Origin of the sequence: Acinetobacter sp. YH16056_T, from assembly GCF_024605895.1 — a bacterium.
Classification (GTDB): Bacteria; Pseudomonadota; Gammaproteobacteria; order Pseudomonadales; family Moraxellaceae; genus Acinetobacter; species Acinetobacter amyesii.
The window spans coordinates 864,067-881,144 of sequence record NZ_CP094545.1; the positions used below are offsets into that span (position 1 = coordinate 864,067).

The 17,078-nt window shown below is 40.2% G+C and carries 19 protein-coding genes; 13 read left to right on the plus strand and 6 right to left on the minus strand.

Going from position 1 to position 17,078, the window contains the following annotated elements:
- Positions 1–42: 42 nt before the first annotated feature.
- Positions 43–828: a crotonase/enoyl-CoA hydratase family protein gene (locus MST17_RS04215; RefSeq protein ID WP_180007551.1), complete on the minus strand. Its 786-nt coding sequence runs from the start codon at positions 826–828 to the stop codon at positions 43–45.
- Positions 829–1,050: 222 nt separating this feature from the next.
- Between MST17_RS04215 and pnuC the strand changes: the two genes are divergently transcribed.
- From pnuC to MST17_RS04235, 4 genes are all read left to right on the plus strand, one after another.
- Positions 1,051–1,635, plus strand: a complete 585-nt coding sequence (gene pnuC, locus MST17_RS04220) for a nicotinamide riboside transporter PnuC (protein WP_168379271.1) — start codon at positions 1,051–1,053, stop codon at positions 1,633–1,635.
- A gap of 77 nt (positions 1,636–1,712) precedes the next feature.
- Entirely contained in the window at positions 1,713–2,012 is a 300-nt protein-coding gene (locus MST17_RS04225) for a hypothetical protein (RefSeq protein ID WP_168379270.1), read from the plus strand.
- Between the two features lie 424 nt (positions 2,013–2,436).
- Positions 2,437–2,622, plus strand: coding sequence for a hypothetical protein (locus MST17_RS04230; RefSeq protein WP_180021221.1), 186 nt, complete (start codon positions 2,437–2,439; stop codon positions 2,620–2,622).
- A gap of 166 nt (positions 2,623–2,788) precedes the next feature.
- Positions 2,789–3,286, plus strand: a complete 498-nt coding sequence (locus tag MST17_RS04235; protein WP_078192225.1) for a DUF2505 family protein — start codon at positions 2,789–2,791, stop codon at positions 3,284–3,286.
- A 53-nt stretch (positions 3,287–3,339) separates the two neighbouring features.
- Here the strand turns inward: MST17_RS04235 and MST17_RS04240 are convergent, their stop codons facing one another.
- On the minus strand, positions 3,340–4,620 hold the full coding sequence (locus MST17_RS04240; protein ID WP_180025817.1) for an MFS transporter: 1,281 nt from the start codon (positions 4,618–4,620) through the stop codon (positions 3,340–3,342).
- A gap of 740 nt (positions 4,621–5,360) precedes the next feature.
- Here MST17_RS04240 and def point away from each other — a divergent pair.
- From def to MST17_RS04270, 6 genes are all read left to right on the plus strand, one after another.
- A complete protein-coding gene (gene def, locus MST17_RS04245) occupies positions 5,361–5,843 on the plus strand; it encodes a peptide deformylase (RefSeq protein ID WP_180025816.1) in 483 nt (160 codons plus the stop codon).
- Positions 5,844–6,033: 190 nt separating this feature from the next.
- Complete coding sequence (locus MST17_RS04250) at positions 6,034–7,245, plus strand: GGDEF domain-containing protein (RefSeq protein ID WP_180025815.1); 1,212 nt, start codon at positions 6,034–6,036, stop codon at positions 7,243–7,245.
- Between the two features lie 18 nt (positions 7,246–7,263).
- On the plus strand, positions 7,264–7,416 hold the full coding sequence (locus tag MST17_RS04255) for a hypothetical protein (RefSeq protein ID WP_180007557.1): 153 nt from the start codon (positions 7,264–7,266) through the stop codon (positions 7,414–7,416).
- On the plus strand, positions 7,406–7,642 hold the full coding sequence (locus MST17_RS04260; RefSeq protein ID WP_180025814.1) for a hypothetical protein: 237 nt from the start codon (positions 7,406–7,408) through the stop codon (positions 7,640–7,642). Before MST17_RS04255 ends, MST17_RS04260 begins: the two co-directional genes overlap by 11 nt.
- Positions 7,643–7,732: 90 nt before the next feature.
- Positions 7,733–8,773: a molecular chaperone DnaJ gene (locus MST17_RS04265; protein ID WP_180025813.1), complete on the plus strand. Its 1,041-nt coding sequence runs from the start codon at positions 7,733–7,735 to the stop codon at positions 8,771–8,773.
- A gap of 170 nt (positions 8,774–8,943) precedes the next feature.
- Positions 8,944–9,312, plus strand: coding sequence for an endonuclease domain-containing protein (locus MST17_RS04270; RefSeq protein WP_180007560.1), 369 nt, complete (start codon positions 8,944–8,946; stop codon positions 9,310–9,312).
- A gap of 42 nt (positions 9,313–9,354) precedes the next feature.
- On the opposite strand, the gene MST17_RS04275 is transcribed toward MST17_RS04270, so the two are convergent.
- The gene (locus tag MST17_RS04275) at positions 9,355–10,467 is read right to left on the minus strand and encodes a hypothetical protein (RefSeq protein WP_120363799.1); all 1,113 of its coding nucleotides are present in this window, start codon (positions 10,465–10,467) and stop codon (positions 9,355–9,357) included.
- Positions 10,468–10,525: 58 nt separating this feature from the next.
- Entirely contained in the window at positions 10,526–13,420 is a 2,895-nt protein-coding gene (locus MST17_RS04280) for a valine--tRNA ligase (RefSeq protein ID WP_180025812.1), read from the minus strand.
- Positions 13,421–13,604: 184 nt separating this feature from the next.
- Between MST17_RS04280 and MST17_RS04285 the strand changes: the two genes are divergently transcribed.
- The 3 genes from MST17_RS04285 (at position 13,605) to MST17_RS04295 (ending at position 16,218) form a co-directional block, all read left to right on the plus strand.
- Positions 13,605–14,276: a hypothetical protein gene (locus tag MST17_RS04285; protein WP_180007564.1), complete on the plus strand. Its 672-nt coding sequence runs from the start codon at positions 13,605–13,607 to the stop codon at positions 14,274–14,276.
- Positions 14,277–14,320: 44 nt separating this feature from the next.
- A complete protein-coding gene (locus MST17_RS04290; RefSeq protein ID WP_180025811.1) occupies positions 14,321–15,127 on the plus strand; it encodes an SDR family NAD(P)-dependent oxidoreductase in 807 nt (268 codons plus the stop codon).
- Between the two features lie 74 nt (positions 15,128–15,201).
- Complete coding sequence (locus tag MST17_RS04295) at positions 15,202–16,218, plus strand: hypothetical protein (RefSeq protein ID WP_180007566.1); 1,017 nt, start codon at positions 15,202–15,204, stop codon at positions 16,216–16,218.
- A gap of 33 nt (positions 16,219–16,251) precedes the next feature.
- On the opposite strand, the gene MST17_RS04300 is transcribed toward MST17_RS04295, so the two are convergent.
- Entirely contained in the window at positions 16,252–16,695 is a 444-nt protein-coding gene (locus tag MST17_RS04300) for a YbjQ family protein (protein ID WP_111885285.1), read from the minus strand.
- A 3-nt stretch (positions 16,696–16,698) separates the two neighbouring features.
- Complete coding sequence (locus tag MST17_RS04305) at positions 16,699–17,055, minus strand: YbjQ family protein (protein WP_078192212.1); 357 nt, start codon at positions 17,053–17,055, stop codon at positions 16,699–16,701.
- Positions 17,056–17,078: the final 23 nt, after the last annotated feature.

The following is a 17,078-nucleotide window of genomic DNA, read 5'->3' on the forward strand; positions in this document are numbered from 1 at the left end:
GATAGGCAGGACGTAAAGGGTTTACTCACTTTAAATAAAGGGTTATTTGCCCTGAAAATTGGCTGCGCGACGTTGTAGCATGGCCATCACACCTTCTTGTACATCTTGTGTTTTTAGTAGTGGTTGTAAGTGCTGATCCAATTGAGCAAAGGCAGCATCGGCTCCCAAATGCACCCCTTGCTGTGCTGCAGCGAGTGTTGCCTGAACCGCCAGTGGTGCAGCCTGTGCAATTTGTTCTGCAAGTTCTATTGCACGAGATAAGGGCGCTTGGTCGGTGATTTCAGTCACCAAGTTCATGTCATATGCCGTTTGCGCATTGAAACGTTCACCTGTGAGTAAATAGCGCATGGCTTTATTCCAACCCGCTGCTTGCACAAAGCGAACTGTTGCGCCACCAAAGGGAAGAATGCCACGTTGCACTTCCATTTGAGCAAACTCCGTGTGACGCTGTGCGATCACGATATCGGCATTCAGCATGAGTTCAATACCCGCTGTAAAACAGAACCCTTGTACCGCGACCACAACTGGTTTTTTTCGTTGTCGTGAGTTGGTTCCCCACGGATTAATTTGCTGATCAGGAAAATTAAACAGCCCGCTGCCAAGTTTGGGTTGTAGTTCGACCAGATCTAGACCCGCAGTAAAATGATCGCCATGAGCAAAAATCACCGCACAGCGTAAATTTGGATCATCTTCATATTCAGTGAGCGCCAGTGAAAGGTCATGAATTAAATGACTGTCAAACGCATTTCGTTTATCTGCACGGTCCAAACCGATTAAATAAAGATGACCACGAATTTCTCGACTTACACGACCTTGTTGTTCTGACATTTGGATGATTCCTTCTGATTATTCTTTATGCATAGCTAAGTTTTTAAACGATTGTTAGAAAACTGTCAAAACTGATGCGTTCAAAACATCAAAATCATCGTCTGGTGGATGAGTGGTTTGATTTAAAATTTACAGAGTTGATATGAAATAGTGCAGGATATAGCTTGCCTTTGGGCTGATTTTTTCCATAATAGCTGCAGCTTTTTTAAGGCCCAATCTACCATGTCAAACTTAGAAATTTTTGCAGTCATTATTAGCTTAATCGGGGTGACTTTAACCATTAAGCGAAATATGTGGTGTTGGTGGTTTAACTTTGCAGCTTTTTTGCTGTATGCCTACCTGTTTTATACCTACAAACTTTATGGCGAAACCATTTTGCAGTTTTTCTTTGTAGTGGTGAACTTCTACGGTTTTTATCATTGGTTGAAGGGCAAACAACAAGACCACGACATTCGTATTGAACCGATTGCGACCAAACTCGTGATCTTTCAAATGCTCTTAGCTGCGGTGGGCGGTTTGATTTTTGGTTTAAGCCTGCACTATTTTACCGATGCAGCCGTGCCGATTTTGGATGCACAATTGGCCGCATTTAGTTTACTCGCAACGTATTGGACCAGCCGGAAACATATTGCTACTTGGGTGCTTTGGGTATTTGTCGATATTATCTATGTGGGTATGTTTATATACAAAGACCTGTATCTCACTGCGGCGTTGTATGCTGGTTTTGTGGGCTTGGCGGCATTTGGTTGGTGGCAATGGACACAAGTCAAAAATAAACAGCAGCAACAGGCGATGAAAGCTTTATAAGGATCATTGGGTGATGGCAAAGCTACTTTTAATAGCCGATTCCGAACCCGATGAATAAGTAAAGAGCGTGCAGAGTCATGATTATCGACTTTCAACTTGAGCAGCAACTGCGTTTTGATCGACAAGCTGGGTTTCTATTGCAGCAAAAAGCGAGCTTTTTTCAGTTTGAACAAATAGCAGATGTGTATAACGCTGAATGGCTCAATGCATTTCCACAAGGCACGCAATGTAGCATCAGCGGTTTGGATGATGGTGCAGATGAATACGGCATCCAAATCAGTTACAAACACCAAAGTATCTTGATTGATTATTCACAAGTAATCAAATTGGTACACCGTGATCGGGATGGTGTGGTGCATAGCATGATCTTAAATTAACAACTGATGTTACGCACGTAAAAGTACTTATGCACTTTTAAAATGATTTTTAAGTCTATTCGACGGAGTCTTACATCTAAAGATTGAATAAAGGGATTAGCCTTCGGCTGGAGGTACTCTTACGGAACATTGTTTCTCATTCGGCAAAATGAGAAGCGTGCTTCGTAAAGAAACCATCTTGCGGTGCAATGCACCTCACCGACAAAACTCGTTCACTACCGTCAAATTATTCAAAGCATCGCAAAAACATTTTTGATTAGAAGTCGTCCTGTCTCAAACACTTGCGGATGACCTTACCGCGTATCGTTCTTTTATTTGAAGTAAATTGCGCTTTGATGGTTACTGCATAACATCAGTTAATCAGCTATGTATTGAACTTTTTCATCATTATGGCTCGCACTGCACGTCTTATGAACCCAGCGCTTTGATACATGCAAAACCAATTCAACAGCTTCCTGAACAAGCCAGCTTTGATATTGTAAGCCTCGACTTCGGTCATTGGTACGCAAAGTTGTCCTATGCAGGGATGTATTTAAAAATCGATGCGGGCTGGGAATTTCAGCTCGAGTTTAAAGATCAGCATGGGCAAATCTATCAAAAAGTCCTTTAAGGCAGAGTCCCTCTGAATTTCAGTATGGCAATTCTGTTTTTCTAGCTTGGTTTCAGGTCAATGACAGCCACAGCGCTTTCCGATTTAATCCAAAACACAGTTATAGCAACTGTAGACTGGGCGAAATAAAACAATAAAACCAATATTGACCTGAAGGATTACGAGAATGGCACATCAATTTACCGTCAATGCCACAATTCATGGCGTTTCACTTGAAGATTTTAAACGACTAGCCGCAGATATCAGCTTGCATGAAGCGGTGTGCAAACGCATACCGGGTGAAAATCTAGAAATTTTAGAATCAAAAAAAACAGGTGATATGTATACCTTAAAACGTGCGTATAACCTTGATGTAAATATTCCAGATATTGCCAAGAAGTTTTTAAAAGATGCGTTTCGTCTGAAACGTACGGATATTAGTAATTTGGCGGCATTAACCTCTGACGTCAAACTAGATCCGAACCTACCGCTCGAAGCCAGTTGTAAACGAAGTGTCAGTGGTGATGCAACACAAGTGAGTTTCAATTTGGACTGGACGGTGAAAGTCAAAGTTCCACTTATTGGTGGATTACTTGAAAAACATGCAGAAGGTGAAATTCGTCGTTTTAGTCAGCTTGAGATTGAAATTGTAGAAGATGAATTGCGTAAAAATTTAAAAGCCTGAATTGATTTGAAAGAGATTTAAAAAAAGCGGTCATTGACCGCTTTTTTATTATTTTAATGAGATGTTTTTTCAAAACGTTGACGATAAAGCATCGCAGTAAAGAAGGTCACCAAACAGACAGTCCATATATAATACATAGCGCCAATGTTGCTGTATAAACTCAACCACTGAACCAATGGTAAGGTGATACCACCCGCGATGGCATAGGCCAAATTGTATGAAAATGAAATGCCCGAGAAACGAATCTGTGCAGGGAACATTTTCACCATACTATAAGACACCATACCAACTGTACCTGATGCCAAACCGAGCAACATATAGAGCGCAAACACGGTCGATGCTGCCACATGGCCCAAGCTGTTATAGAACACGCCCGCAATTATCGCGACAAGGAGGGAACCGAACAGCATCACTTTGCCCGCACCGAAGCGATCTGCCAAAAGACCTGCCAAGATACAACCGACCATTTGCATCACAATAGCGGCACTTTGCATTTTAAAGGCATCGGCACGTTCAAAACCAAAGGCGCCCGTGAGTAAATTTGGCATCGCTAAAATCAGCACAACAACGCAGCCAGTTAAGAACCATGTAAACAGCATACCAATCACAACGCCTGTTTTGTGCTGTTGCAGTACTTGTTTCACTGGAAGCTCTTTAGCCAATTGTTTCTTTTCTTGCATGGCTTTAAATACAGGCGTTTCTTTTAAATAACTGCGGAGATAGAGCGCAACAAAGCCAAAGATCCCGCCTAAAATAAATGGAATCCGCCATGCCCAATCATGGATTTCTGCCTCTGTAAATTGTAATGAAATAAACAAAGACATCAGTGCACCCAATAAGATACCCAAAGATAAGCCAGCAGTGAGTAGGCCGTTGGCGATACCAATTTTTTGCTCAGGCACATGCTCTGAAACAAAAGTCCATGCAGCAGGGATTTCACCACCAATCGCGATGCCTTGAATCACACGCATCAGTAGGAGCAGGAGTGGTGCTGCATAGCCAATACTTTCAAAAGTCGGCATCACACCAATCATCAGTGTAGGCAGAGCCATGAGTAAAATAGACAAACTAAATAAACGCTTACGACCAATCAAATCGCCAAAATGCGCCATTACGACACCACCCAATGGGCGGAAAAAATATCCTGCTGCAAAAATACCGTAGGTATTCAACATCGCCCAAAATGGACTGAGGCCAGTGGGGAAAAACAGTTCCGAAATAATTTTGGCGTAAAACACATAAATGACAAAGTCATAAAACTCAAGTGCGCCACCGAGGGATGACAGTCCGAGGGTGCGTTTATCTTGACGAGTCAGGCGTGGCTGAGCTTCCATGCAAATATTTTCCAGCAGCAAATAGCATTTGACGATTTTAGTGATTCAATTTTTTATTGAATAATCAAACTTTTTTGCCTTATTAAAAACTTATAGTTATGAAAATATTATTAATTAAGAACAAAATAATATAGATAAAGTCGCATTAACTTAAAGAATGATTGGTAATAGATAATGGCGTACTTTGATGTATAAATGATAAATATCAATGGTATAGGGTAGTATGATCTACTATTTTACTTTGTGCTCTATATAAACCACAAAAGATTCAAAGCCATAGCACGCTGTTGTTTTATACTCAGAACCGATAATAATGCATATTGCATGGTTGTTTTTTTAAATAACTGATGTTACGCAGTAACATCAGAAGCGTAATTTGATTCAAATGAAAGAATGATAAGCGGTAACGTCATCCGCAAGTGTTTGAGACAGGACTCCTTCTAATCAAAAATGTTTTTGCGATACTTTGAATAATTTGATACTAGTGAACGAGTTTTGTCGGTGAGGTGCATTGCACCGCAAGATGGTTTCCTTGCGAAGCTTTGCTTCTCATTTTGCCTAATGAGAAACATTGTTTCGTAAGAGTACCTCCAGCCGAAGGCTAATCCCTTTATTTAAATCCTAGATGTAAGACTTCGTCGAATAAACTTAAATATCATTTTAAAAATGCGTAATTACTTTTACGTGCGTAACATCAGTTAAATAATTTAAGCTTGCTAGACTTAAAAAAGGATAAATACATGAGTCATATTGCTGCTGTTGCACAACGTGGTGAAGCAATTTTGACGCTCACTGCCGCAGAGGTGCAAGCATCTGAAATAGGTTCTGCATGGTTAACTGCACTAAGTGAAACACTTCATGCCACTATGCTTGAGCGTCAAGGCGTAGGCATTGCCGCACCGCAAATTTATGTTTCTAAGCGGGTAATTATCGTGGCTTCACGTGCAAATTTACGCTATCCCGATGCGCCTGAAATGGAGGCGATCGTGATGGTCAATCCAGTGATTACATCTCGATCTACGACCACGGTTTTGGGTGAAGAAGGCTGCTTAAGTGTGCCGAATGCACGAGGACAAGTCCCGAGAGCCGAGCAAATTCACGTGCGATATTTGACCCTTCAAGGTGAAGTCAAAGAGAAAACCTTGAATGGCTTTCCCGCACGGATCGTACAACATGAGGTCGATCATCTGAATGGGATCTTATTCACCGAGCGTTTAGAATAAAAACCGTGCTATTCCAAAAATATAAAAGTGACCAATTGAGCTAAAAAAATAGCGGAAAAGTAATTTGAATAGTGGTGCAAGTGAAGTTTAAAGGCTTCAAAGATTGCATGCTTAACTGTGAAAATAGACTTTCTTTTTGAAGCTAAAACCTTGTATAACTAGCGAAATAATAAAATAAAAAAGTAGATTAATGGGGAAAAATTGGGGCAATGCTGTCTGTACAAAATGGGGCGTACAATGGCGTAAATTGAAGCATCTTTTGTTTGAGTCAGACTATCTCATCATCAATTGGTCTGACTACGATAAAGGGCGTTTACTCCTCATCTTTGGCATGCTGAGTCAAGTTAGCGTGTTGAAGTGGTGCATCATGAATTTTTATTATTCGACCAATCGGATTTGGTTTAATCCGAGTGAACTCAAGTTCAGGATCATCGTCGCTTGTATAATCCTACTCAGTTATGGCGTATTGGCAGTACTCAGTCTTTATTTCAAAAAATATTTAAATTTTAGACTGTTTTTTAGCTATTTTGCGCCCGTCCTGTTTGGGATCGGCATGATCTATGGTGGCTATATGATCGGGATCTATAGTCCTGCCACTATGGCGGGGACGGTCAATCTGCTGATGGTCGGTTTGGTTTTTTATCGTCCTGCGATTATGCTCAGTATTACATTTCCGATCACACTGTTTATTGGCTACATTTGCTATCAAACTTCGATTGACCATCTAGAATATGCACCGATTTTCAGCCCAGCTTTAAAACAGAGTGAGTTTTACGACAACGCCTTTTGGCTCATGAGTATGGCGGAGTTGTATTTGCCCATATTGATCGTCAGTGCAGTATTTTTTCAGATTTTGCTTTTACAGTGGCGACACCGTGAACAAAAGATGGAAGTCCTCAGCCGTGTTGATGGCCTGACCAATGTGTTTAACCGTCGTTATGTCAGTCATGAACTTGATACGCTCAGCAAACAGACACGGCCTGAATTTGCAGTGGTTTTGCTTGATCTCGACCATTTTAAATTGATCAATGACCAATATGGACATGATGCAGGAGATGCCGTTTTACAACGTGTTGCTCAAATTTTAAATGACAATACTCGTGTACAAGATGTGGTTGGGCGTTATGGCGGTGAAGAATTCATTTTAATTCTAAAAAATCAGAGTTTAGAGCAGGCGATAGACGTGGCTGAACGCTGTCGATTGGCAATTTTTGAAGCTGAAACCATGATAGCCAACCATCAAATGTTGAAGATTAGTGCAAGTTTTGGTGTGGCAACAGCAATTGAGGGAACACCGTCTGCTGTGGTCACGCGTATGGCCGATCAAGCGCTGTACATGGCAAAGCAACAAGGTCGTAACCAAGTACGCAGCTTTCGTGAGTTAAACTTGGCAGAAGATTAAATAATTTAAATGATAGTTATGCAGCAATTACAATTTCAGCTCGGATTAGCGCAGCTCCACTTTCAGACCGAGCAAAAGAATATTCATTTTGATCATGGCTTAGCGGCGTGGGTACAAAAATGTGTTCAACAGCGCTTCATCTGTAATGAGGCAGCGACTATTGCAGAATGAACCTGTCGCGAATAACCATATCATTTTAGATCTGACTAATATTTCTTTGATACACGATGTTGGTGTCCGAATGCTCTTTGAAGGTGTAGACCGTTTAATTGCGGATGGTCATCGCGTGGCAGTGATCGACTCAGAACATCTCTTGGAACAAAGTCGAAGTCATGCAGGACATGAGGTGGTGGTTCGGGAAGAGCTGAGTCAATATTTACAACGGTTTGAGCGTTAATTAATAAAACGTGATTTTTGAGTTAGGCAAAGGGCTCATAAGTTTAGTGCTTAGATCGGCTATAATTTTCTTTTTGCGTTAAATTTGCTTATGTCTTTTGAGTTAAAAGTCAGTTTACTCCCGAGTGCTGAAGCTTTATCCCCACAGCATAAAAAGCTGAATAAACTGATTGAGCAAATCGAACAGCAAAAGCAAGACTTAGCGCTTTGGCAAAATGCCAAAAGAGAGATTCAGAGTTATATCCAACTGAAACTTGTGCCGATCTATCGTGATTTGCATGCGGTGTACTACCGTCAGCTTGCACAACTTTGGCAGCATCTACAGCAAGAAGACTTTGCCAAAGCAGATTTAGCTCAGCTCGATGTGAAGCTTGCGAAACTAGCAAAGCAACTGAAAAAATCCAACTACTTAAATACTGCCGAACTGGAGAAGGTTGCAGAGGTTGATGCTTTTTATCAGCAGCATCATGCACATAATCAAAAGCCGAATAAAAAAGCCAAGTTAGCCCAAACTGAACAGAGCATAGTAAAAGGTTATGTTGATATAGAACAAGAAACGACAGAAGAATATGAGTCATATGAAGAGTGGGACAGCGAACAATATCAACGTGAGAAAGAAGAGCATCAGCGGAAACGCTTAGCGCAAAAGCGTGAACAAGCTGAAAAGTTAGTGAACCAATCACTGAAAACCGTGTATTTAAAAATCACTGCAATGATTCACCCAGACCGCGAGCCTGACGAAACTAAAAAAGCTGAAAAAACCGAGTTGCAGCAAGTGGTGAATCAAGCTCATGAAGCACAGGATTTGTTTTATTTATTAAAGCTGCAATTACAGCTTGAAACCAATAAAGGCAAAAGCCCTAAAGCTTTAACTGATGAACATTTAAAGTTTTATAAAACGGCTTTAGAGGCTCAAAGCCAACGCCTAGCCAGTCAGATAGATGACATTACGGATAGTTTTCACTGGAGCGAAAAGCCGAAGCCGAAAAATATGCAGGTGAAAGATGTGTATAAGGTGATTGATGGCGATGTTGCAGTGCTGAAAGAGCAAGTGAAGTGGGAAAAAGAACGGCTGAAATATATGGAGAAGGTGAAAGGGTTGGAAGTGTTGTTGGGGAATGGGGTTTTATAAAATCACCTCTCCCTAACCCTCTCCTGAAAGGAGAGGGGAAATCCATTACATATCAAATTTAAGTTATAAATTTGGATGTATTAGTGGGGCTGAAATTTCATAATAAAAATTAGATTCACAATGAATGTTCCCTCTCCCTATGGGAGAGGGCTAGGGAGAGGGAAATAAAAATGAAAATAGACCCTGTATTATTAGAGTTTGCCAAAAACATGCGCCACACAGCCACCGATGCTGAAAACCTCATGTGGCAAATTCTACGTGCCAAACGTTTTATGAACCTGAAATTCCGCCGTCAGCATGTGATCAAACTTTATATTGTGGATTTTTACTGTCATGAAATTGGTTTAGTGATTGAGTTGGATGGTAGTCAGCATGGAACGAATGATGCGATTGAATACGATGCTGAGCGAACTAAGTTTTTAGAGGCTTTGGGTTTAACTGTTGTACGATATTGGAATTATGATGTGTTGGGGAGGACGGATGTGGTGTTGGAGGATTTGTGGAATTTATGTCTTGAGCTGAAAGTAAATCAAGAATGAAAAATTCCCTCTCCCTCGGGGAGAGGGCTAGGGTGAGGGTAATTATTCAAGATTAAATGATGCATCTAAACCTATTAATGTATGGTCATTAATAAAAATTTGTAGCTCTCCAGATTGTTCACATTTGACAATGTTATATATATCTTCAACTGAGCTAATATAATCATCACATGGATTATAGTTTCGCCCAATATGAATGACTAATTGGTGCTCTGATAGATAAACATCTTCTTCAAGAAAGCAGTTATAAGCATCCTCAAAAATTCTATGAATTGCTAGTTTGATGCTTTCCTCATCCGATAAAGGAATCTGCGATGAAACTTGCATAATACCTTGTGTATAACTTTTACCTGAAATTTTACATAAAAAATTTTCTAGTTTTCTAAAAGCAAATGGTCTATTAAAATCTTCATTAATCATAATAGAAAAAATTAAATTTTTTATAAAAATTTTAAAAATGTTATCAAAAGGCTTTAGTAAAGAATGTCTTAAAAACTTATAATCCTCTAGCTTTTCTTGATCAATTAGATAGATATTCGCTTTATTTTTAAAATTTTTTAGCTCTTCATCAATGGATTGATCAATGATACCTTCATATTTACTCTTAAATAATGACAAACGGTTTTCAATATAACTATCAACTCTTTTTTTCTTGAATTTAGGTTCAAATTTCACTTCATTAAAGATCTTATATAAAAACAAAAAAATTATAATCCATAGTTCATTAGCAACGGTCTCTAAATCAGGGAAAAGTGGTGTTTTCGGTAAAATTAAATATTTATAAGCTAAATATGTGGCTAATATTGCGATGGTCGCATATCCAATTTGTGCATACCAATTTATTAACTTAGTACGGTTATGTACTAAATTCCAAACAGCTCGAAATGCAAAACTGTATACTACTAATAAGTAGATGTTAGTTACTAAACAGTCATATTTGAAGTAAAAAATTACTGAAGAAACAAGGATGGTAAAGACTACGGGGGTAAGTATCCTGAGAATAAAATTAAACCCTACGAGTTCATCACTATGAATATCAAATTTAATTTCTGCATACCCAAATCCTTTTGAATATTTACCTATAAAATTTACTGTAAAAAATAAGATTATTCCTAATGTAATTAAGAAAATATGATGCCCTATTATTGTTTGCATAAAAATCCCCTCAAAAATGAAGGGATTTTATCTTATTTGTTAAATATTTAAAAAGAAATCAAAGCGCTGCAATCTGCTCCATATTCGCTTTAATTTTCGCTAACTGGTCAGCAAACTCAGCAAGTTTCACTTTCTCGCCTTCAACCACAGCAGCAGGTGCTTTCGCCACAAAACCTTCATTGCCAAGTTTGGTTGCAATTTGGTCATGCTGTTTTTGAACCTTGTCTAAGTCTTTTTGCAGACGACCCAATTCCGCTTTAGGGTCAATTAAGCCCTTCATTGGAACGAATACGGACACATGACCGACAACAGATGAAGAAGACAATGGCGGTTGTTCACCATCAGCCAAGAAGGTAATGCTTTCAACTTTTGCCAATGCTTTAAACAATGGTTCAATACGAGCAATCTGCGCTTTTTCAGCATCAGTGGTATTTTGAAGAAGAACAGGCAACAAGCGAGCATTACCTAGACCCATCTCACCACGAATATTACGTACCCCACCAATCAAACCTTGCAGCCATTGCATATCTGCTTCAGCTTGTTCGTTGATTTTCGCTTCATCCGCAACAGGGTACTGAGCCAACATGATTGTTTCGCCAGAAATGTTCAGTTTCGGCGCAAGCGTTTGCCAGATTTCTTCTGTTAGGTAAGGCATCAATGGGTGAGCCAAACGTAAAGACGCTTCCATTACAGCAAGAAGAACACGACGTACTTCAGCTTTACGTTCAACCGATACGTTTTCGTCATTTAGAACAGGCTTAGTCAGCTCTACATACCAGTCACAGTATTCATTCCAAATGAACTCATAAATCGCTTGCGCAGCCAAGTCTAAACGGTACGTTGCAAATGCAGTTTGCACCGCTTGTTCCGCTTTTTGTAAACGGCTTACGATCCACTGTTCAGGCAATTCCCAAAGGTCTTGACGAGCATTGATACCAATCACTTGCTCTTCACAGTTCATCATCACGAAACGCGTTGCGTTCCAGATTTTGTTGGCAAAGTTACGGTAACCTTCAACACGTTTCATGTCGAACTTAATGTCGCGACCAGTGTTCGCAAGCGCACAGAAAGTGAAACGAACCGCATCAGTACCGTAAGATTGAATACCTTCAGGGAATTCTTTACGGGTAGATTTTTCAATCTTCGCCGCTTGTTTCGGGTTCATGAGTCCTGTAGTACGTTTTTGTACTAGAGTTTCAAGGTCAACACCGTCAATCAAATCTAATGGGTCAAGCACGTTGCCCTTAGATTTAGACATTTTCTGACCTTCGCCATCACGTACCAAACCGTGAACGTACACAGTTTTGAACGGAACTTGTGGTGTGCCGTCTTCATTTTTCATGAAGTGCATGGTCATCATGATCATGCGGGCAACCCAGAAGAAGATGATGTCGAAACCTGTTACCAGTACATCAGTCGGGTGGAAAGTGTTTAGGAAATAGTTTTCTTTATCTTTCGCCGCGTCGCCAGTCCAACCTAAAGTTGAGAACGTCCAAAGACCAGAAGAGAACCATGTATCCAATACATCTTCGTCTTGTTTCAATTCAACTTCAGGCGCAATGCCATTTTTCGCACGAACTTCAGCTTCGTCGCGACCGACAAATACGTTGCCTTCAGCATCGTACCAAGCTGGAATACGGTGACCCCACCATAATTGACGTGAGATACACCAGTCTTGAATGTTATTCATCCAAGCCATGTACATGTTGCTGTATTGCTCAGGTACAAATTTGATGTCGCCATCTTTAACCGCTTTAATTGCAGGCTCAGCAAGCGGTGCAATTTTCACATACCATTGGTCAGTCAGTAGTGGCTCAACGATTACGCCTGAACGGTCACCGCGAGGTGGCTTCAAGGTGTACGGTTGAATTTGATCTAACCAGCCTTCAGCTTCAGCTTGAGCAACCAATTTTTTACGTGCAGCAAAACGTTCTAAACCAATGTAGTCCGCAGGGGCAGGAATGGTTTTAGAAATTTGCTCGCCCGCTTTCGCGATGTATTCAAATTCAGCAAGAACTTCAGCATTTTTGTTGAAGATGTTGATGATTGGAAGTTCACAGCGTTTGCCCACTTCATAGTCATTGAAGTCGTGCGCAGGGGTGATTTTCACACAGCCTGTACCAAATTCTTTGTCTACATATTCGTCTTTAACGATTGGAACAGCACGGCCTGTAATTGGCAAGATAATGTTCTTACCAACAAGCGCTGCATAGCGTTCATCATCAAGCGCAACCGCAACTGCAGTATCACCTAGCAATGTTTCAGGACGAGTTGTTGCAACCACGATGTGATCTTTACCGTCATGGGTGCGGATTGATTTGTCTTCAAAGAAATATTTGAAGTGCCAAAGTGAACCTGCTTCTTCTTTATCAGACTCAACTTCCAAGTCAGAAAGGGCAGTTTGTAGTTTAGGGTCCCAGTTGACTAGGCGTTTACCACGGTAAATTAAGCCTTCTTCATGAAGTTTAACAAATACTTCTTTAACCGCGTTAGAAAGACCTTCGTCCATGGTGAAGCGTTCACGTGACCAGTCTACAGATGAGCCTAGACGACGAATTTGACGGGTAATGTTCCCGCCAGATTGTTCTTTCCATTCCCACACTTTTTCGATGAACTTTTCACGGCCTAGGTCGTGACGGCTGATGCCTTCAGCGCCCAATTGACGTTCAACAACCATTTGCGTTGCGATACCGGCATGGTCAGTACCCGGCTGCCAAAGGGTATTTTTGCCAGACATACGGTTATAACGAGTCAACGCATCCATAATGGCATTGTTGAAACCATGACCCATGTGCAAGCTACCAGTGACGTTTGGTGGCGGAATCATAATACAGAATGAATCACCTTTTTGAGATGGCTTGAAGTAGCCTCTCTCTTCCCAAGTCTTGTACCATTTTTTTTCGATCTCGGTCGGATCGTAGGTCGTAGCAATATTTTGCGCTGAATCAGTCATAGTCTAAACAGATCAAAAGTGGATAAAAAATTAGATCTATTGTAGCAAAAAAAATGGTGAATTAGGGATGTTGGGCGAATGTTAACTTTTAGGATTTGGCAGTAAATAAAAGAGTCCGTATGATAGGACCTAAGATAAGAAGTATCCATTGATCCCAAAACTAAGATAAAAGGAGCAATATCAAATGACTTATTCTATTTCTTTAAAGATTCAACCTACGACATATCAACGTTTTGAGACGATTCATCAAAAACTCAATGAAGGTGAAACAGAAAGTCAGTCCAAAGCCTTAGGGGATAATTTAGCGGATATTGCATGTGAAATTTTAGATCAAGTTTTTGGCCAAATGGCGCGCATGAATAAGTCTGGAGACAATGAATCCGAAAAAATTATTCAGCAAATACGTGAAACGACCCGTAAATATATGCCGTGGTCGGTGTCTTTTTTCAGCAATGACCGCCTTGTACCGATGGTAAATTATTTATATGGACGTTTTTACAGCGAAGATGGTCAGCATTATATGCATTATCCGATCGATGCCTCTTTAGCCACCGACTTGCTTGCCTATGTCAGTCAAATGAAAGAAGGGCAGAATCAATATGTCCCACTCGCATTGAAGGCATTTACACAAGTGGTCGATGCCGGGGTGACGCATTTGGTGCGAGAACCAAAAAAAATGCTGAAATTTAATATGGTGGTGGATAAAACTTTAACCGGTGTCATCAATCTCACCACGCAACTCGGTTATAAACGTTTTGATAAACTCGGCAAAATTTATGATGCACAATCGATGAGTCAGTACTTTGACCATTTTATGGTGTTTTTGAGCAATGAGCCTGTACTACATAAAGCATAAAATACATATAAATGAATAAATTAGTTATTTAAAAGGATGTCAAAATGGCAAAACGAGATGATTTGAATGGAAAAGTGGTGTGGATTACTGGGGCATCTTCAGGTTTGGGTGAAGCTTTAGCAAAAGAATGTGCTTTGCAAGGGGCGCAGGTCATTTTGACCGCACGTCGTTTTGAAGAGTTGGAAAAAGCCCGTGTTTCATTATTACATCCAGATCAGCATCTTTCAGTGTGTGCAGACATTACCAATGAAGAACAAGTTCGCCATGCTTATGAACAAGTCCTTGCGCATAAAGGTCGAATTGACTGGCTAATCAATAATGCGGGATTGAGTCAGCGTGCATTGATCACGGATACGACCATGCAGACTGAACGAGCCATCATGGAAGTAGATTATTTTTCTCAAGTATTTTTGACTAAAACCGTTCTACCGACTTTTTTAGCGCAAAAGTCTGGTCGAATTGCTTTTGTTTCAAGTGTTGCAGGCTTATTAGGGACACAATACCGCGCGACCTATTCTGCTGCAAAAGCTGCTATTCATATGTGGGCAAACAGTCTACGTGCGGAAGTTGCGGATCAAGGGGTGGGCGTATCAGTGATATTCCCCGGATTTGTCAAAACCAATGTTTCATTTAATGCACTCAATGGTGCAGGCAAGCCACAAGGGCATCAGGATGAAGCCATTGAAAATGGTCTAGAAGCCAATGAGTTTGCCGAAACGGTGGTGCAATCTTTGCAACGTGGGGAAGAATACATCGTGGTGGGTGGTTCTAAAGAAAAGCTCGGTGTTTGGGTATCTCGATTATCACCAACAACGTTGTATAAAATGATTCGTAAAACCAAAGTGAAGTAAATTTTATCAAGTTTAAATAGTTTAAAAGTCACTCTTAACAGTGACTTTTTTAATGAGTATCGAGATTATAAGAAATGAAAAAGAATAATTTTAACAAATGGGGAATAGCCATCATTTTGTGCGCAATCATTGGTGTAATTGGTACGGTGGCTTATTTTTATTTTAAACAGAAAACTCAAAAAATTGAGCAGAAGTCAACGCTCGAAAAGCCTGAAAAAGAAATAGGAACTGTATCAGAACCAGTTACTGAATCTGTTGAGATTGAACCTAATGTTGAAGCGGCGAGTGCAGAAGTTGTAATACGAGGACCAAATGAGGGGTGGTTACCGATCGAAGCACTATTTGATGAAAAAGGATTATTGAAGTCTGAGTATTACAGTCAAAATCCTCAAGATTCAGATGTTGATAAATTACCTTATAGCTCGAATAAAATTGGTGATTTTAAATGGCGAGCTGAATTTCATCCTGTTGATGATTTTAAAGGCGATCAGGCTAGATTCAAAGATCAATGTTTTGGATATTGTATTTTAGTGAAAGGTAAGTTGCTGACCAGTGTTGAATCGACTGTATTTACAGGAGCATTTATTGCGAAAGATCATTTGATCGAAGTGATTGCACATAAGGGGAGTGGTGCATATATGCCTGTCAACTATAACTTTATCAAAATCGACAAAGCTGGTAATGCAGAGTTAATCTCAGATGATCATAATTCTTACAAAGATCAATTGGCTCGTATCAATCATTCGGGACTCGAGATTGACTTAAAACCATTTAGAAAACTTCAATATTTTCTTCTAATGAATGAAAATGGTTTAAATGTGTCGATGCAAAAACCCAATAAGGTGGATGTCGAACCGACTCAGTGTAAAGAGTATTACGAAGGAACATTAGAGGCATGTCCAACTTTATATGGATGTAAAGCTGACATTGTGGTGCAAGATCTGGCACGTGCTTATGCTGGAGATGTTGCATTTAGTTATCATGATCCAAATATTGATGAAAAGAAATTTAATGAGGTTTGCTTTAAAATTTGTCGCAATGAAAATGTGAGTTATGAAGAGTTTGAAAACACATTGTGTAAAGTAAATTAAATAGTAAAAATGAATTGGGGAGAAGTAGAGAGATCAGATGTCTCTCTTTTGAATTGCTGTTCCATACGCAAAGACTTCGACCATGCCGCCTTGCATACCCAACTCAGTGGTGCTTAGACGCAGGCCCATAATTTGCGTTGCGCCCATCTTTTCAGCTTCTTGCTTTAAACGCACCACGGCTTCACGACGTGCCCTATCGACGATGCTTTCATAACTGGTCAAACGTCCGCCAAAGAAGTTCTGAATATTGGCAATCACATATTTAAAATAATCATGCGAAATTACCACATTACTTGAAATCAGTTGTCCAAAATGTTCAGTAGTTTTAAAGCGGTTGTTGTCTATTCGTATATGTGCCAAACGCTTTTCTTGAGCTTCGAGTTCTTTGAGATGCTTTTGTTCGATATGGCGACCGAAGCCCCAACCAATACAAAAGAGCACCACAAAGATCAGGACTTTAAAAATAAAGGCATCCATGACTTAGTCCTGAGTTGGAAATGGGTCTGGGAGTTTTGCTGAGTTGGCTTCTACGCGAACTGCTGTGCCGTACACAAATAATTCAGAAGCACCTTGAGCAATATTTGAGGTTGAAAAACGGATGCCGACGACCGCATTCGCGCCTAAGGCACGTGCTTTATCAATCATACGGCTCATGGCTTCTTGACGGGATTCTTCGAGTAGTTCTGTGTAACCTTTGAGCTCACCACCTACAATATTTTTTAGGCCAGCCATAAAGTCACGACCAACATGTTTACTGCGGACAGTACTGCCATAAACGACATCAAGTTGTTGTGTAATGGTATGACCCGGAACAGATTCTAGATTACTTAAAAGCATTTTTTAGTTATCAATATAAAAAG

What these genes read in the sequence shown, in the direction of transcription:
- MST17_RS04295 (WP_180007566.1), top strand. Translation starts at nt 15,202, where the DNA reads ATGAAAAAGAATAATTTTAACAAATGGGGAATAGCCATCATTTTGTGC.
- MST17_RS04270 (WP_180007560.1), top strand. Translation starts at nt 8,944, where the DNA reads ATGAAAATAGACCCTGTATTATTAGAGTTTGCCAAAAACATGCGCCAC.
- MST17_RS04240 (WP_180025817.1), bottom strand. Translation starts at nt 4,620, where the DNA reads ATGGAAGCTCAGCCACGCCTGACTCGTCAAGATAAACGCACCCTCGGA.
- MST17_RS04255 (WP_180007557.1), top strand. Translation starts at nt 7,264, where the DNA reads ATGCAGCAATTACAATTTCAGCTCGGATTAGCGCAGCTCCACTTTCAG.
- MST17_RS04280 (WP_180025812.1), bottom strand. Translation starts at nt 13,420, where the DNA reads ATGACTGATTCAGCGCAAAATATTGCTACGACCTACGATCCGACCGAG.
- MST17_RS04300 (WP_111885285.1), bottom strand. Translation starts at nt 16,695, where the DNA reads ATGGATGCCTTTATTTTTAAAGTCCTGATCTTTGTGGTGCTCTTTTGT.
- MST17_RS04290 (WP_180025811.1), top strand. Translation starts at nt 14,321, where the DNA reads ATGGCAAAACGAGATGATTTGAATGGAAAAGTGGTGTGGATTACTGGG.
- MST17_RS04250 (WP_180025815.1), top strand. Translation starts at nt 6,034, where the DNA reads ATGGGGAAAAATTGGGGCAATGCTGTCTGTACAAAATGGGGCGTACAA.
- pnuC (WP_168379271.1), top strand. Translation starts at nt 1,051, where the DNA reads ATGTCAAACTTAGAAATTTTTGCAGTCATTATTAGCTTAATCGGGGTG.
- MST17_RS04265 (WP_180025813.1), top strand. Translation starts at nt 7,733, where the DNA reads ATGTCTTTTGAGTTAAAAGTCAGTTTACTCCCGAGTGCTGAAGCTTTA.
- MST17_RS04225 (WP_168379270.1), top strand. Translation starts at nt 1,713, where the DNA reads ATGATTATCGACTTTCAACTTGAGCAGCAACTGCGTTTTGATCGACAA.
- MST17_RS04235 (WP_078192225.1), top strand. Translation starts at nt 2,789, where the DNA reads ATGGCACATCAATTTACCGTCAATGCCACAATTCATGGCGTTTCACTT.
- MST17_RS04215 (WP_180007551.1), bottom strand. Translation starts at nt 828, where the DNA reads ATGTCAGAACAACAAGGTCGTGTAAGTCGAGAAATTCGTGGTCATCTT.
- MST17_RS04275 (WP_120363799.1), bottom strand. Translation starts at nt 10,467, where the DNA reads ATGCAAACAATAATAGGGCATCATATTTTCTTAATTACATTAGGAATA.
- def (WP_180025816.1), top strand. Translation starts at nt 5,361, where the DNA reads ATGAGTCATATTGCTGCTGTTGCACAACGTGGTGAAGCAATTTTGACG.
- MST17_RS04305 (WP_078192212.1), bottom strand. Translation starts at nt 17,055, where the DNA reads ATGCTTTTAAGTAATCTAGAATCTGTTCCGGGTCATACCATTACACAA.
- MST17_RS04285 (WP_180007564.1), top strand. Translation starts at nt 13,605, where the DNA reads ATGACTTATTCTATTTCTTTAAAGATTCAACCTACGACATATCAACGT.